Annotated in this window: 13 protein-coding genes; 4 read left to right on the top strand and 9 right to left on the bottom strand. The window is 74.7% G+C overall.

What is annotated here, in order from left to right; genetic code table 11:
* Positions 1 to 32 precede the first annotated feature (32 nt).
* Positions 33 to 1,751, top strand: a complete 1,719-nt coding sequence (locus tag ACGFI1_RS12095; RefSeq protein ID WP_392785014.1) for a serine/threonine-protein kinase — start codon at positions 33 to 35, stop codon at positions 1,749 to 1,751.
* A 29-nt stretch (positions 1,752 to 1,780) separates the two neighbouring features.
* On the opposite strand, the gene ACGFI1_RS12090 is transcribed toward ACGFI1_RS12095, so the two are convergent.
* Genes ACGFI1_RS12090 through ACGFI1_RS12080 form a run of 3 tightly spaced genes read right to left on the bottom strand, consistent with a single transcriptional unit; the run spans position 1,781 to position 5,350 of the window.
* Positions 1,781 to 3,148 carry an MFS transporter gene (locus ACGFI1_RS12090; protein WP_386869821.1) on the bottom strand — a complete coding sequence of 456 codons (1,368 nt, stop codon included), beginning with the start codon at positions 3,146 to 3,148 and terminating at the stop codon, positions 1,781 to 1,783.
* 7 nt (positions 3,149 to 3,155) lie between these two features.
* Positions 3,156 to 4,001, bottom strand: coding sequence for an SDR family NAD(P)-dependent oxidoreductase (locus ACGFI1_RS12085; RefSeq protein ID WP_392785011.1), 846 nt, complete (start codon positions 3,999 to 4,001; stop codon positions 3,156 to 3,158).
* On the bottom strand, positions 3,998 to 5,350 hold the full coding sequence (locus ACGFI1_RS12080) for a flavin-containing monooxygenase (protein WP_392785009.1): 1,353 nt from the start codon (positions 5,348 to 5,350) through the stop codon (positions 3,998 to 4,000). The genes ACGFI1_RS12085 and ACGFI1_RS12080 overlap by 4 nt, the downstream gene beginning before the upstream one ends.
* A gap of 126 nt (positions 5,351 to 5,476) precedes the next feature.
* Between ACGFI1_RS12080 and ACGFI1_RS12075 the strand changes: the two genes are divergently transcribed.
* Positions 5,477 to 6,607: a helix-turn-helix domain-containing protein gene (locus ACGFI1_RS12075; RefSeq protein WP_392785007.1), complete on the top strand. Its 1,131-nt coding sequence runs from the start codon at positions 5,477 to 5,479 to the stop codon at positions 6,605 to 6,607.
* Positions 6,608 to 6,622: 15 nt separating this feature from the next.
* Here ACGFI1_RS12075 and ACGFI1_RS12070 read toward each other — a convergent pair whose 3' ends face one another.
* The 4 genes from ACGFI1_RS12070 to iolB all read right to left on the bottom strand — a co-directional run bounded on the left by ACGFI1_RS12070 (position 6,623) and on the right by iolB (position 10,465).
* On the bottom strand, positions 6,623 to 7,438 hold the full coding sequence (locus tag ACGFI1_RS12070) for an ATP-binding cassette domain-containing protein (protein WP_392785005.1): 816 nt from the start codon (positions 7,436 to 7,438) through the stop codon (positions 6,623 to 6,625).
* On the bottom strand, positions 7,435 to 8,496 hold the full coding sequence (locus ACGFI1_RS12065; RefSeq protein ID WP_386869831.1) for an ABC transporter permease: 1,062 nt from the start codon (positions 8,494 to 8,496) through the stop codon (positions 7,435 to 7,437). Before ACGFI1_RS12065 ends, ACGFI1_RS12070 begins: the two co-directional genes overlap by 4 nt.
* Positions 8,493 to 9,482 carry a sugar ABC transporter substrate-binding protein gene (locus tag ACGFI1_RS12060; protein WP_392785004.1) on the bottom strand — a complete coding sequence of 330 codons (990 nt, stop codon included), beginning with the start codon at positions 9,480 to 9,482 and terminating at the stop codon, positions 8,493 to 8,495. The genes ACGFI1_RS12065 and ACGFI1_RS12060 overlap by 4 nt, the downstream gene beginning before the upstream one ends.
* A 125-nt stretch (positions 9,483 to 9,607) precedes the next feature.
* Positions 9,608 to 10,465: a 5-deoxy-glucuronate isomerase gene (gene iolB / locus ACGFI1_RS12055; protein WP_386869834.1), complete on the bottom strand. Its 858-nt coding sequence runs from the start codon at positions 10,463 to 10,465 to the stop codon at positions 9,608 to 9,610.
* Positions 10,466 to 10,575: 110 nt separating this feature from the next.
* On the opposite strand from iolB, the gene ACGFI1_RS12050 reads away from it, so the two are divergent.
* Positions 10,576 to 11,775 (top strand): RNA-guided endonuclease InsQ/TnpB family protein, encoded by a 1,200-nt coding sequence (locus tag ACGFI1_RS12050; RefSeq protein WP_392785002.1) that lies wholly within the window; start codon positions 10,576 to 10,578, stop codon positions 11,773 to 11,775.
* A gap of 41 nt (positions 11,776 to 11,816) precedes the next feature.
* Here ACGFI1_RS12050 and iolC read toward each other — a convergent pair whose 3' ends face one another.
* Complete coding sequence (gene iolC, locus ACGFI1_RS12045; protein ID WP_392785000.1) at positions 11,817 to 12,785, bottom strand: 5-dehydro-2-deoxygluconokinase; 969 nt, start codon at positions 12,783 to 12,785, stop codon at positions 11,817 to 11,819.
* Positions 12,782 to 13,786 carry a Gfo/Idh/MocA family protein gene (locus ACGFI1_RS12040; protein ID WP_392784998.1) on the bottom strand — a complete coding sequence of 335 codons (1,005 nt, stop codon included), beginning with the start codon at positions 13,784 to 13,786 and terminating at the stop codon, positions 12,782 to 12,784. The genes iolC and ACGFI1_RS12040 overlap by 4 nt, the downstream gene beginning before the upstream one ends.
* Positions 13,787 to 13,964: 178 nt before the next feature.
* Here ACGFI1_RS12040 and ACGFI1_RS12035 point away from each other — a divergent pair, with 178 nt between their 5' ends.
* Entirely contained in the window at positions 13,965 to 15,479 is a 1,515-nt protein-coding gene (locus tag ACGFI1_RS12035; protein ID WP_392784996.1) for a nitroreductase family deazaflavin-dependent oxidoreductase, read from the top strand.
* Positions 15,480 to 15,496: the final 17 nt, after the last annotated feature.

Below are 15,496 nucleotides of genomic sequence, written 5' to 3'. Positions count from 1 at the left end.
ACGATCAGGGACGGACTGGAAAGAGGTGCCTCGTGGCGCAATGGCGCGTTTCGGAGTTCGACGAGGTGCGCGAGCTCGGCCGCGGGGCGCAGGGCCGGGTGGCGCTGGCCCGGCACGCCCGGACCGGCACCCCCGTCGCGATCAAGTACCTGCCCGCCGGCGCCGACCCGTCCGCCAAGGACGCGTTCCGCCACGAGGCGCAGATGCTCGGCCGGGTCGACGACCCGCACGTCGCGCGGCTCTACCGGCTCGTGGAGCACGAGCACGGCACGGCGCTCATCATGGAGGCGGTCGAGGGCGTCTCGCTGAAGCGGGTGCTCGCCGAGCACGGCGCCCTCGGACCGGAGGCGGCCCTGCTGGTGCTGAAGGGCTCGCTGCGCGGGCTGGCCGCCGCGCACGCGGCCGGGGTCGTCCACCGCGACTACAAGCCCGCCAACGTCGTCGTCCGCGCGGACGGGCTCAGCAAGCTCATCGACTTCGGCATCGCCGTGTGGACGGGCGAGGGCGACCGGTCCGGCACCCCGGTGTACATGGCGCCCGAGCAGTGGCGCGGCGAACCCGCCACCCCGGCCACCGACGTCTACGCCGCGACCTGCGTCTTCTACGAGTGCGTGACCGGCGAGCGGCCCTACCGCGCCGACGACCGGGCGGCGCTGATGGGCCAGCACGCCGCCGCGCCCGTCCCGGCGGACGACGTCCCCGAGCCGCTGCGCACCCTCGTGCTCCAGGGGATGGCCAAGGACCCCGCCTACCGCCCGCCGGGCGCGGCGCAGTTCGTGGCCGAACTCGACCGCATCGCCGTCGAGTCGTACGGGCGGGACTGGGAGCAGCGCGGCGTGCGCGCCCTGGCCGTCGCCGCGGCGGCCCTCGCCGCCCTGTTCCCGCTCGCCGCGGCCGGGCTGGTCCCGGCGGGGGCGGGAGCGGCCACCGCCGGGGCGGCGAGCGCGGGCACGGCCGGGGCCGCCGGAACTGCGGGGGCTGCCGGTACGGCCGGAGCCGCCGGCACGGGCGGTGCGGCGTCCGGGTCGGGCGGGTTCCTGTCCGCGGTCGGCGGCAAGGCGGGCGTCGCGATCGCCGGCGCCGCGATCGCCGGCAGCGCCGCCGCCGGTGCCGGCGTCTACGCCGCGACGCGCCCCGACCGCGACACCACCTCCGCCGCCGCGGCCACTCCGACGCCGTCCGGGCAAAAGATGTCGTTCGGCGGGTTCTCGGTCACGGTCCCGGTGGGATGGCGGCGCACCGAGCTGACGAACCTGCCGGGCAGGCCCCAGGGCAACTACTGGGTGAGCACCCCCGGCCCGTGCTCCCCGCGGACGATCGGGGGTCCCCCGCCCGAGGGGCGCGACGCCCGGATCTACCAGAACAACTGCCCCGGATTCCTGGTCATCGGCGAGCCGTGGGCGAACGACACCGAGACCGGCTGGAGCAGGTTCGCCCTGAACCGCCCCTGGGGGCCGGAGACCGAGGCGTTCCGCACCTGCCCGCGCCGGGGCGACCTCAACGGCATCGGCACCGAGGCCGACCGGGAGCGGCCCGCCCGCTCCGCGACCGCCGCCGTCGGGTCGCGGCAGGCCCAGTACCGCGAATGGCGCCTCCGGTGCCTCTTCCTGACCGGCGCCAGGCAGTTCCAGCCCGCCGGGCCGTCCTTCGTCCAGCGGTACTGGTACCTGGCGCAGCCCCGGCTCCTCATCCTGGACGAGTGGGACACCCCGGGCCTCGACAAGATCCTCGCGAAGGCGGAGTGGTCCTGACGGGCGCTGAGTGGTCCTGACGGGCGGGGCTACGGCGCCGGCTCGGGCGCGTCCGCGTGCGCGCGGTCGAGGGAGAAGCGGCGCTGGAACACCACGGCGACCGCCATCAGCGCGGCGGGGACGACGGTCACGCCGATGAGGAGGGCCAGCAGCGCCGAGTCCGGCTGGGCGACGGCGCGGCCCTCGGTGGTGGAGACGAAGCCGCCGAGCGCGAGGGCGGCGGAGTACACGTACGGGCCGATGGCGGTACCGGTCGCGTCGGTCGCCGTCCAGACGCCGGTGTAGGCGCCGGCGCGCGCCGTCCCGCGCGACTCGGCGGCGGCCACCACGTCCGGGACCATCGAGAACGCGAAGAGCTGGAGGCCGGCGAAGGCGACGCCGAGCACGGCGATGACGGCGGCGGTGGCCGGCAGCCCCAGCATGTCGCCGGGCCACAGGGCGAGCGGCCCGAGGACGAACGCGCCCTGGCACAGCAGCAGCGCGCGCTGCTTGCCGGTCCGCCGCGACACCCGCGTCCAGACGGGCCCGGCGATCGCGGCCGGGACGAGGAAGGCGCCCATGAGCACGGCGGTGAGGCCCTCGTCGTCCAGCACGTACTCGGTGTAGAACGGCACCGCGGCGAGGAACAGGTGCGTCGTGATGCCGGTGAACAGGTAGGACAGCACCAGCGCCCGGAACTCGCGGTCCCGCCACGCGATCCGGACGTCGGCGAGGACGGAGTGGCCCTGCCCGTCCGGGACCCGGAACCCGCACCGGTCGGTGAGCCGGCGGACGAAGACGACGGCGACGGCGCCGGTGGCGACGAGCACCCCGGCGAGCAGCACCGCCATCCGCGCGTAGTCGCCGCGCCCGCCCGCCGATACCAGCGCCGGGGCCGCGACCCCGGCGCCGAGCAGGCCCACGGTGAGCAGCAGCATCCGGTACATGAACACGCGGGTGCGCTCGTGGTAGCCGATCCGCAGGTCGGACGGCGTCGTCAGGTACGGCACCTGGAAGCACGCGTACAGCACGTTCCCGGCGATGTAGAAGCAGCCGACCCACAGCGCCGCCGACCAGCCGGAGAGGCCGCCCGGCACCGAGAACAGCCCGATCCAGGCGACCGCGAGCAGCAGCCCCCAGCGCAGCATGCCGCGGCGGTGCCCGGCGCGGCGCGCCTGCCGGTCCGACAGCGTCCCGAACAGCGGGTGCGCGACCGCGTCGATGATCTTCGGCAGCAGCAGCGTGAGCCCGGCGAGGGCGGGCGGCACGCCGAGCGTGTGCGTCATGAAGTACAGCAGCAGCAGGCCGGGGACGGTGACCCACACGCCCATGCCGAGCGACCCGGCGGCGTATCCGGCGAGGTCGCGGCCGCGGGGCCGGGCCCCGGCGCCGGGCGGCGCCTGCGCGGCGGTGCTCACCGGCGGCTCACCGGCGGCCCGCGTGGCGGCGGACGACGCCGGCCGCCAGCTCCGCGCCCGCGAACGCGCCCGAGCGGACGCGCCCGGCGAACGTGCGGGCGACGATCCGGTCCGTCAGCGCGGGCAGGTGCCGGGCGAGGAAGAACTCGACGGCGCCGCGCCGGGTCGTCGTCACGTCCCGGCGGGGGCGGCGGGCCAGTGCGGCGCGCAGCACCGCGTCCACCACACCGTCGAGCGGCTCGTAGACGCTCACGCCCTCCAGGGACAGCCCCGCTGCGGCGGTCGAGTCGTGGATCGGGCTGCGCACCGCCGACGGGTACACGCACGTCACACCGACGTGGGTGCCGATCTCCATGCGCAGCGCGTCCGCGTAGGCGACGAGCGCCCGCTTGGACGCGCCGTACGCGGCGGCCAGGGGCAGCTGCATGACGGCCATGCGGGACGACAGCATGACGACGCGTCCCCGCGACTCGACGAGGGCGTCCACGCACGCCGACGTCACCCGCCAGACGCCGAGCAGGTTGATGTCGAGCTGGCGGCGGACCTCGTCGCCGGGCGGCAGCTCGGCCGGGGCGGGCCCGCCGATCCCGGCGTTGTTGATCAGCAGGTCGAGGCCGCCGAGCCGCTCGATCGCCGCGGCCACGGCGGCGGGCACCGCGTCGTCGTCGGTGATGTCGCAGGCGAGGACCTCGACCGGGTCGTCCGGCCGGGGCGCGAGGTCCAGGCCGACGACGCGGGCGCCGCCGCCGCTCAGCCGGGCGCAGATGGCGCGGCCGAACGTGCCGGACGCGCCGGTCACGAGGACCCGCAGGCCGCGCGGGTCGCGGCCGCCGGACGGGCGGGGTGTGCTCATGCGGGTGTCTCCTCGCGGTGCGCCGGGGTGAACGGCCGGGCGCCGCCCCGCGCGAGCCGGGCCCGGCCGGCCTTCAGCTCGCGGGGCAGGTCGGCCACGTACTGGTCGAAGTCGACGCGCATCATGGGGCGCCGGTCGCCCCACCGCTCGGTCGCGGCGCGCAGGGCGCGGGCGACCGCGCGCCGCCGCTGCGCCGGAGGCGGCAGCGCGTAGGCGCCGGCGAAGTACGCCGCCGCCAGCTTGGCCTGGGCCTCGACGATCGGCAGCGCGGCGCCCGTGGACTGCATGAGCCCGACGAAGGCCAGGCCCGGCTCGTCCAGGTGGAAGACGCGCTTGTAGAGCGGGAGCCGCTCGGGATCGGCGCCCACCAGCTCGCGGGACAGGAACGGGATGCTCACCCGGTAGCCGGTCGCCCAGACGACCACGTCCACGGGGTCGGCGGTGCCGTCGGTGAACACGACCGCGTCCCCGTCGAAGCGCTCGACGCCCGGCCGCGGCGCCACCTCGCCGTGGGTCAGGCGGTGCAGGATCGTGTCGCTGATCGTGGGGTGGTTCTGGAACAGGCCGCCCGCCGGCGCGGGGAGGCCGTAGTCCTGCGGGCGGCCGACGGCGAGCCGCAGCATCGTCTCGGCGACGCGCTGCCTGACCCGCCACGGCAGCGCGGCGAGGGCGCCGCCGGTCGCGTCGGACGGCCGTCCGAACAGGTACTTCGGGACGATGTGGACGCCGCGCCGCGCCGACAGCAGTACCGGGCCTTCGGCGACGTGCGAGGCGTCCACGGCGATGTCCATGGCCGAGTTCCCCATGCCGACGACGAGGACGCGCCTGCCGCGGAACTGCTCGGCGTCGCGGTAGGCGTGCGCGTGCATCTGGGCGCCGGTGAACTCGCCGGGCGGCGCGGGGTCGGGCCACCGGGGGTCCCAGTTGTGGCCGTTGGCGACCACCACGGCGTCGTACCGGGCGGTGTCGCCGGCCTCGGTGGTCACCGCCCACGGGCCGTCCGCGCCGTCCCGCGCCACGGACGCGACGTGGCTGTCGAAGCGGATGTGCGGGACGATCCCGAAGCGCTCCGCGTAGTCCGCGAGGTAGCCGCCGACCATGTCGGCGGACGGGTAGTCGGGCCAGTGCCGGGGCATCGGGAAGTCGGCGAACTCGGTCCGGCCCTTGCTGGTGTTGAGGTGCAGGGACGCGTAGGCGGGCGAGAGGCCGGCGCCGCGCGCCCACAGCCCGCCCGCGCGGTCGCCCCGCTCGTAGAGCACGGCCTCCACGCCCGCGTCGTGCAGGGCCTTGCCGGTCGCGAGGCCGGCCGGTCCGGCGCCGATCACGGCGACACGGCGGGCAGAGGTCATGAGGGCACTCCTGGAAACGACGCGTCCGCTTGTGGTGGCCTCCAACCCTAGGAACCGCCCGCGCCCGGGAACATGGAGGACGGCACGCATTTGGCGGACGGGGTTGTGGCGCACCACAATCGGGCCATGAACCAGAGCGATGCCGGCTGGGCGCCCGTGATGGACCTCATCGAGCGGATCTCCCGCGAGGAGGATCTGCTGCCGTCCGTGGTCGCCGGGGTGACGTCCGTGGTGCGCGAGATGTCGGTCCTGCCGCCCGCCGACATCGCCGGGCACACCCGCGCGCTGCTCGCGGCCGCCACCCGCGCGATCGCGGCGCGGCGCGGGCCGACCGAGGGCGAGCTGGCGTTCGTCGCGGAGCTCGGCGTGACCCGCGCCCGGCAGGGCGTGCCGGTCGAGGCGGTGCTGAGCGCGATCCACGTCGCCGAGCGCGGGATCTGGGCGCGGGTCCGGGAGGTCGCCGCCGCCGAGGGCGTCGGCGCGGCGCTGCTGCTGGACGCGCGGGAGCTGTACGACGACTGGGCCGAGGCCGTCCGGTCCCGGCTGATCCGGGCGCACCGCGAGGCGCTGGCGGAGGCGCGGGCCGGAGCCGGGCCCGGCCGGGGCGAGCGGGACGCGGTGCGGCTGCGGCGCCTGCTGGACGGCGGCTCGGCCGCGGCGCTCGCCGCCGCCGAGGCGGGCCTGCCCGCCGGCGGCGCGCTGTGGGTGCTGGCCGCCCGCCCGGCCGGCGCCGGCCGCGGGCACCCGCCGCCCGTCCGGCCGCCGGCGCTGTCCGCGCTGCTGGACGGCCTGCTGTTCACGGTGACGGCCGCGCCGCCGGCGGCCGGCGATGGGGTGGCGCCGGCCGGGCTCGCGGGGCCGGCCGAGGCGGAGCACCTGGCCGCCGCGCGCCGCCTCGCCGTCTCCGCGCTCGCCGCCGCCGAGGCGACCGGGCGGACCGGGGTGGTGCACATCGCCGAGGTGGCCGTGGTCGCGGCGGCGGCCGACCGCACCGACCTCGCCTCCGCCCTGCTCGACCGGTACCGGGCGGCCCGCGCGGACCTCGGCGCGAGCGCCGGGCCGGTCGCCCGCGCGGTGTGCGCCTGGCTGGAGGCGGGCCGCGACGTGACCGCCGCCGCGGAGGCCCTGTTCGTGCACCCCAACACGGTGCGGAACAGGGTCCGGCGGTTCGCGGAGGTCACCGGCATCGACACGTCCGACACCTTCGGCGGCGTCAACGCCTGGTGGCTGTGCCGCGCCTGGCTCGCCCCCGCCTGACCCTCGCGCCGTCCGCTAGGCGTCGGCCTCGGACGCCGGGGAGGCCGGGGAGGCCGCCGCGTCCAGTTCGTGGGCCAGCTCCTCCAGTTCGGCGCCGCCCGCCATGAGGCCGGTCAGCTCCTCCCGGGTGATCGCGTCCTTGGTGCGGTAGCCGATGCTGCGGCCCCGGTTGAGGATCAGGAAGCGGTCCCCGACCGGGTAGGCGTGGTGCGGGTTGTGGGTGATGAACACGACCGCGAGGCCCCGCTCGCGCGCCTGGAGGACGTAGCGCAGCACCACCCCGGCCTGCTTCACGCCGAGCGCGGCGGTCGGCTCGTCCAGGACGAGGGCCTTGGCGCCGAAGTAGACGGCGCGGGCGATCGCGACGCACTGCCGCTCGCCGCCCGACAGCGTCCCGATGGGCTGGTCGACGTCGCGCAGGTCGATGCCCATCGCGGCCATCTCGGCGTGGGCGGTCCTGCGCATGAACCCGATGTCCAGCCGGCCGAAGCCCTTGCGCTTCTCCGAGCCGAGGAAGAAGTTCCGCCAGACCGGCATCAGCGGGACGACCGCGAGGTCCTGGTAGACGGTCGCGATGCCCCGGTCGAGGGCGTCGCGGGGCGAGCCGAAGGAGACCTCCTCGCCCTGCACCTCGTACGTCCCGGCGTCGTGCCGGTGCAGGCCCGCGACCACCTTGATGAGCGTGGACTTGCCCGCCCCGTTGTCGCCCAGCACGCAGGTGACCTCGCCCGCGGACACCTCCATGTCGACGTCCCGCAGCGCGATGACGTTGCCGTAGTTCTTGCCGACGCCGGCCAGCCGGAGCAGCGGCGCCGCCTTCGCGTCCGTCATGACGACCGCTCCACTCTGCGCCGCACGATCAGGTTCACCACGGTCGCGATCAGCAGCATCGCGCCGAGGAAGAACCGGAACCAGTCGGGGTTCCACTCGGCGTACACGATGCCCTTGTTCGTCATGCCGAAGATGAACGCGCCGATGGCCGCGCCGATCGCCGACCCGTAGCCGCCGGTCAGCAGGCAGCCGCCGATGACCGCGCAGATGATGTACAGGAACTCGTTGCCGATGCCCTCGCCGGACTGGACGGTCGCGAACGCGAACACCAGGTGCATCCCGGAGAACCAGGCGCAGAACGCGACCCCCATGAACAGGCCGATCTTGACCCGGTCGACCGGGACGCCGACCGCGCGGGCGCCGGCCGCCGCGCCGCCCGCCGCGAAGATCCAGTTGCCGGCGCGGGTGCGCAGCAGCAGCCAGGTCGCGATCGCGGTGAACAGCAGCCACCAGAACACGGTGATCTTCACGTTGACGCCGAGGACGTCCACGTCGGAGGCGAACACCGCGCGGGCGGAGCCGAAGCCGTCCATGTCGCGGACGGAGTCGCTGGCGACGTTGCCGGTGAGCGCCTTCGTCACGCCGAGGTTCAGCCCGGCGAGCATGAAGAACGTGGCCAGCGTGATGATGAAGCTCGGCAGCCTGGTCTTGATGTAGAGGATGCCGTTGACCATGCCGAGCGCCAGCGTCACCACGAGCGAGATCGCGACGCCGGCCCACACGTTCAGCGTGAGCTGGTAGGAGGTCAGCGCCGCGATGAGCGCCGACGACGTCACCATCACCCCGGCCGACAGGTCGAACTCGCCGCCGATCATCAGCAGCGACACCCCGACCGCCATGATCCCGAACGTGGAGCTGGCGTACAGCACGGTCGAGAACGACCCGGCGCGCAGGAACGCGTCCGCGACCGCCGAGAAGAACACGAACAGCGCGACGGCGCCGAGCAGCGCGCCGAGCTCCGGGCGGCCCAGCAGCCGCCGGAGCGGCGACCGCCGGGCCAGGCGCTCGTCGGAGCCGGGGCCGGCCACCGGGGGCGGCTCGGCGACCGCCTGCGTCATCGCGTCCCCCGGTTCGCGAACGCCTCCAGGTCGCCCGCGTTCTGCTTGGTGACGATCGCCGGGCCGGTGAGCACCGGGCGCCCGCCGCCGAGGACGTTGCCGTTGTTCTTCAGCAGCCACAGCTGGTCGACGGCCTCGTAGCCCTGCAGGTACGGCTGCTGGTCGACGGCGAACTCGATGGACCCCGCCTTGAGCGAGGCGATGAGGTCCTTGTTCAGGTCGAACGTGCCGATCTTGGCCTTGCTGCCGGTCTCCTTCACCGAGTCGACGGCGGTCGCGGCGAACGGCGCGCCGAGCGTCAGGATCCCGTCGATGGCCTTGTCCGACTGGAGCTTGGCCGTGATGGACGACTTGACGTCCGGCATGTTCGTGCCCTGGACGAACAGGTTCTCCAGGTCGCCGCCGAACGTCTTCTTCGCGCCGGCGCAGCGGGCCTCCAGCCCCACGTTGCCCTGCTCGTGGATGACGCACAGCGCCTTCTTCGCGCCGATCTCGCCGAGCTCGGTGCCGGCCGCCTCACCGGCGATCGACTCGTCCTGCCCGAAGTGCGCGACCGCGCCGAGCTGCACCGACTCCGCGGCGCCGGAGTTGATCGACACGACCGGGATCTTCGCGGCGGCGGCGCGCGCCAGCGCGTCCTTCATCGCGTCGGGCTTGGCGAGCGTGACGATGATCCCGTCGACCTTCTTGTCGATCGCCGCCTGGACGAGCTGCGCCTGCTTGCCGCCGTCCGGGTCCGCCGAGTAGAGGAACTCGACGTTGTCCTTGGCGGCGGCCGCCTTCGCGCCCTTCTGGACGATGTCCCAGAACGTGTCGCCGGCGCCCGAGTGGGTCACCATCGCGATCTTCAGCCGGGGGCCGGCGCCCTCGGGGGCCTCCTCGGACTTCTTCCCGCCCGAGCTGCTGCAGGCGCTCAGCGCCAGCAGCCCAGCGGCGGCCAGGACCGCGAGCCTCCGGGTCGACCCGCGCGCGACAACGCCTCTCATCGGCTGCTCTCCGTTTCTCCCCGAATGTGTCGGTGTGAGGAGTTGATCACAGATGAGGGCGGGCGTGCGCGCGATCCCGCTCACAATTCGGCACCGTCCGGGGGCCGCGGCGCGCGCCCGCCGCGTCAGCGCCGCCCGTCCGCCGAGGTCAGCGGGAGCCGCGGATCGGTCTCCTGCCCGGACCAGGTGTCGCGGATCCACGCGTGCGCGGGGTCGTCGCAGATCCGCCAGGCCCGCTCCGGGGACGGGCCGGCCATCACGTTCAGGTAGTAGAGGTCGTGGCCGGGCGGCGCCATCGACGGCCCGTGCCAGCCGTGCGGGATCAGCACGGCGTCCCCGGTGCGGACCTCGGCGAGCACGTCGATGGGACGCTCCGCCGTGCCGTAGACGCGCTGGTAGCCCATGCCGTCCCCGGCGACCTCGAAGTAGTAGATCTCCTCCAGCACCGACTCGCCCGGCCGGTCCTCGTCGTGCTTGTGCGGCGGGAAGGACGACCAGCAGCCGCCCGGCGTGAGCACCTCGCAAGCGATCAGCTTCTCGGCGAACGGGAAGCCGTCCGGCGTGCCGAAGTTGTTGACCTGGCGGCTCGCCGCGCCCGCGCCGCGCAACTCCACCGGCACCTTCTCGGCCGGGCCGTAGCGGGGCTCCAGCCGGTTCTCGCAGCGGGCGCCGGCCAGCGCGAACCGGCCGCTCCCCCGCACCGTGACCCGGGCGTCGCGCGGCACGTAGGCGAAGTCGCTGACCCGGCTGAACACGTCGTCGCGGCCCGCCAGCTCGAACCGCGCGCCGTCGCACTCCACCGTGCACGACCCGGCCAGCGGCAGCACGATCGTCTCGAACGCGCCGGTGCCGAAGGTGTGCTCGCCGCCGTCCGGGAGGTCGAGGACGCGCAGCGCGGAGTGCGTCCAGCCGGCCGACTCGGGCGTGACGACGAGCCCGTAGGGGCCTTCTCCGGCGGTGCCGGCGGGCAGGTGGTGGTTCATCGGATTCCTGCAGCGTGGAAACCCCGTCCTTCAGGGCGGGAAGGAAACGCGGAATGCTGGGGCACAATGACTCTCCGGGTTGTGTCGGTGGCGGTCGGTATGGTGCGGGCATGTCCCGGTACCGGTTGTGCCCGACCCCCGCCCAAGAGGCGGGGCTGCTGGAGCACTGCTCGCATGCCCGGTTCGTATGGAACCTGGCCGTGGAGCAGCAGGCGTGGTGGACGCCGCGGCGGGGCCCGGCTCCGGGGTATGCCGCACAGGCCCGGCAGCTGACCGAGGCCCGGGCCGCGTTCGGGTGGTTGGCGGCGGGGTCGCAGACGGTGCAGCAGCAGACGCTGAAGGACTTCGCGCAGGCCATGGCGAACTTCTTCGCGGGTACGCACCGGCGCCCCACCTGGCGCAAGGCGGGGGTGCATGAGGGGTTCCGGATCGTCGGTGCCCGCGGCCGGGCCTGGGAGGTGCGGCGGTTGTCGCGCCGTACCGGTGAGGTGCGGATCCCGAAGGCGGGGTGGGTGCGGTTCCGCTGGTCCCGGCCCGTCCCGCCGGGGGTGAAGTCGTTCCGGGTGACCCGCGACCGCGCCGGGCGCTGGCATGTCGCATTCGCCGCCGTCCCCGACCCCATCCCCGCGCCCGGCAATGGTGCGGCGGTCGGTGTGGACCGGGGCGTGGTGGTGTCGGCGGCGCTGTCCACGGGTGAGACCAGCAGCGTGCCGGGCCTGACGCCGGGTGAGGCCGAGCGGTTGAAGCGGCTGCTGCGCCGCCTGGCCCGCGCGCGCCGGGGGTCGAACCGGCGTGCCCGCGTCAAGGCCGCCGTCGCCCGCCTCAAAGCACGTGAGGCCGACCGCCGCAAGGACTGGGTGGAGAAGACCTCGACGGACCTGGCGCGCCGGTTCGACGTCATCGCCGTCGAGGACCTGAACATCGCCGCCATGACCCGGTCGGCGCGCGGCACCATCGACGCACCCGGCACGGGTGTGCGCGCCAAAGCCGCGCTCAACCGGGGCATCCTGGCCAACGGCTGGGGACAACTGGTCACCCGCCTGGAGCACAAGGCACCCGGGCGCCTGGTCCGGGTCGACCCGGCGTACACGTCGCAGACCTGCAACGCCTGCGGGCACCGCGCCCCGGACAACCGCGAGAGCCAAGCGGTGTTCCGATGCGTCGCCTGCGGGCACCGGGCCAACGCCGACATCAACGCCGCCCGCAACATCAAAGACACCGCCGTGGGACGCACGGTGGCCGCGCGGGGAGGCAGGGCCCTGGCCCGGCCGGCGAACCGCGAACCTCAACCCACTCTCCTCCCTCCGTAGGGGACGGATTGGAATCCCTCGCCTTCAGGCGGGGGAGGACGTCAACCGGTCTCCTTGAGCAGTGCTTCGACCTCGTCCTGCGCGGGCATGGCGGCCGAGCAGGCGATGCGGGACGCGACGATCGCGCCCGCCGCGCCCGCGAACTCCACGAGCCGCCGCAGGTCCCAGCCGGCGAGGAGGCCGTGGCAGACGGCGCCGCCGAACGCGTCCCCGGCGCCGAGCCCGTTGGCGACGTCGACCTCGACCGGCGGGACCCGCACGCTCTCCTCCGCCGTCGCGGCGAGGACGCCGTCCGGGCCCATCTTCACGATGGCGAGTTCCGGGCCGCGTTCGAGGATCGCGCGGGCGGCGGCGTCCGGCTCACGCTCCCCCACCGCGACCTCGCACTCGTCCAGGTTGCCGACGGCGACCTTCGCGTGCTCCAGGGCGCGGCCTGCCCAGTGCGGGGCCTCGGCGGGGTCGTCCCACAGCATCGGCCTGTAGTCGAGGTCGATGACGGTCTGCCCGGGGTGCTCGGCCAGCGCCGCCAGGGTCGCCTCACGGCTGGGCTCCTGGGAGAGGCCCGTGACGGTGCCCCACACGATGCGCGCCCGGCGGATCGCCTCCAGGTCCAGCTCGTCCCGGCGGATCTCCAGGTCGGGCGCCTTCGGATAGCGGTAGAAGTACAGCGGGAAGTCGTCCGGCGGGAAGATCTCGCAGAAGGCCAGTGGGGTCGGCAGGCCGGGGACGGCCGTGACGTACCGGTCGTCTACGCCGTAACCCCGGAGCGCCTTGTGGACGAACCGTCCGAACGGGTCGTCGCCAGTGCGCGTGATGACGGCGGTGCTACGGCCGTACCTGGCCGCCGCCACGGCGACGTTGGTGGGGCTGCCGCCGAGGTACTTGCCGAAGGACTCGACGTCCTCCAGCGGGACGCCGACCTGGTCGGGGTAGACGTCGACGCTCACCCGCCCCATCGTGATGAGGTCGAAGCCCGTGGTGGAGTCGCTCGTGGTGGAGCTGAGGGTCATCGGCGCACTTCCTCGGTGCCGACGATCCTGCCCTCGCGCATCGACATCTCGCACGCCTCGGCGAGGTAGAACGCCTCCAGGGCGTCCTCGGGCGGGCACGGGTTGGTGCGGCGGCCGGCGACCATGTCCACGAACGCCTGGATCTCGGCGTCGTAGGCGTCGGAGAAGCGCTCCATGAAGCCGCTGTAGGCGGGCCTGGGCTCGGCGTCCTGTTCGGGCAGCGGAGTGGCGGGCGTACGGTCGTCCTGGCCGGCGACGATGCTGTCCTTGGAGCCGAACAGCTCCAGCCGCGCGTCGTAGCCCGCGGCGTTGTAGCGGGTGGCGGAGACGACGCCGAGCGTCCCGTCGTCGAGGACGAGCAGCGCCGAACCGGTGTCGATGTCGCCGCACTCGCGGAAGAAGTCGTCGCCGCGGTTGGCGCCCGCGGCCATCACGCGGACGACCTCGCGCCCGGTGACGAACCGGATGAGGTCCAGGTCGTGGATGACGCAGTCGCGGAACAGCCCGCCGGACGACGGGACGTACTCGGCGGGCGGCGGCGAAGGGTCGAAGCTGCACGACCGGACGGTGTGCAGCCAGCCGAGCCGCCCGGACGCGAGGGCCTCCCGGGCCGCCGCGTTCCCGGCGTCGAAGCGGCGCTGGAACCCGACCTGCACCGGCACCCCGGCGGCGGCCGCCGCCCGGACGGTGTGGAACGTTCCATCAACGTCCGCGGCGAGCGGCTTCTCGCAGAAGACGGGAGTTCGCGCGGCCACGGCCCGCGCCACCAGGGCCGCGTGCGCGTCGGTGGCGGCCGCGACGACCAGGCCGTCCAGCCCGGCCTCGAACAGCTCGCCGACGGTGCCCAGCGCCCGCGCCGGGGACGCGAGGCGGGCCGCGAGGTCGCGCGCGCGGGCGGCGTCCGCGTCGGCGATGAGCAGGGCGTCCACCTCGGGCAGTGCGCGGAGAGCGGCGGCGTGGCGCGCGCCGATGCGCCCCGCGCCGGCCAGTCCGATCCTCATCGATCCCCTCCCGGTCGGCGGTCAGGTGCGTCACGAGTGTCGCTGGACCGTTCCAGCGGCGTCAACGGCGTACCGTCCCCCGGCCGGTAATGAAGGCGTCCGAAAATACCGGCGCTACGCTGACCGGACGCCGCGAACGGGCTGTCGCCCAGATCGGACCAAGCGCTAGTTTGTCCCCATGCGGATCTTCGTCACCGGCGCCTCGGGGTTCGTCGGTTCCCACACCGTCCGCGCCCTCCTCGCCGCCGGGCACCGCCCGCGCGCGCTCGTGCGCGACCCCGGCAGGGCGGCCGGGGTGCTCCGGACGGTCGGCGTCGCGGTGGAGGACGTGGAACTCGTCCAGGGCGACATGCTGGACGCGGACGCGGTGTCCGAAGCCCTCACCGGCTGCGACGCCGCCGTCCACGCCGCCGCCGCGATCGGCGTGACCGGCGGCGCCGGCGACCTGGTCGAGGTCAACGTCCGGGGCACCCGCAACGTGGTCGGCGGCGCCGTCGCCCAGGGCCTGTCCCCCGTGATCCACGTGTCCACGATCGGGGTGTTCGTCCCTCCGTCCGGCACGGTCATCACCGCGGGCGACGCGCTGGCGAACCCCCGCACCGACTACGGCAGGTCCAAGCTGGCGGCCGAGCGCTACGTGCGCGGCCTCCAGGAGGACGGCGCACCGGTGACGATCGTCTACCCGGGCGGCGTCTGCGGCCCCGACCAGCCCTCGCTCGACGCCCTGATGGAGGGGCTCGCCGCCGCGCTCGGCAAAGTGTGGCCGCTGCCGGGCGGCGGCGTCTCCGTCATCGACGTCCGCGACCTCGGCGAGGCGCTGGCACGTTCCGTCGAGGCGCGCCAGGGCCCGAGCCGCTGGGTCCTGGGCGGGCACTACCTGACCTGGCCGCAGTACGCCGACCTGTGCGACCGCCTCACCGGGGTGAAGTGCCGCCGTGTACGCGTCCCGTCCCGCGCCATGCTCGCGCTGGGCTCGGCGCTGGACGCGGCCAAGCGCGTCCGCCACTTCGACTACCCCCTCACCCGCGACGCGGCCGAATTCATGGTCACGCTCGTCCCGACCGACGACCGCCCCATCCTGGAGGCGCTCGACCTCACGCTGCGCCCCGTCGAGGAGACCGTCGCCGACGGGCTGCGGTGGCTGGCGCGCAGCGGCCACCTGAACCCGCGCCGGGCCGGACGGCTCGCCGCCGCCGAGGAGAAGCCGATGCCGACCCTGATCCAGCGCACCTTCGGGCCCGTCTTCCACCGGGTCTCGGGCGCCGAATGGTTCGCCAAGGTGGGCCCGAAGGTCGTCCCGCCCGTGGACCGGGCCCTGCACAGGGCGACGGGCGGCCGGCTCATGCTCGGCCAGCTCCTCGTCCCGAGCCTCGTCCTCACCGCGACCGGCGCCAAGAGCGGCCTCCCCCGCCGGACGCCGCTCGCCTGCCTGCCCGACCCGGCGGGCGGCTGGTACGTCGTCGGCTCCAACTTCGGCCGCGAGAAGCACCCCGCCTGGACGGGCAACCTCCTCAAGAACCCCGCCGCCGAGGTCAGCTTCCAGGGCCGCACCGTCCCCGTCACCGCCCACCTCCTGGACGACAGGGAACGCAAGGAGGTCTGGCCCCGCCTCACCGCCGTCTGGCCCGTCTACAACGACTACGTGGAACGCGCCCAACGCGAGCTACGCGTCTTCCACCTGATCCCCCGCTGAGCCGAGGCCGGGCGCGG

Origin of the sequence: Actinomadura geliboluensis, assembly GCF_043197915.1 — a bacterium.
In the GTDB taxonomy this organism is placed as follows: Bacteria; Actinomycetota; Actinomycetes; order Streptosporangiales; family Streptosporangiaceae; genus Spirillospora; species Spirillospora geliboluensis.
This window is presented reverse-complemented; position numbering and strand designations above follow the sequence as displayed.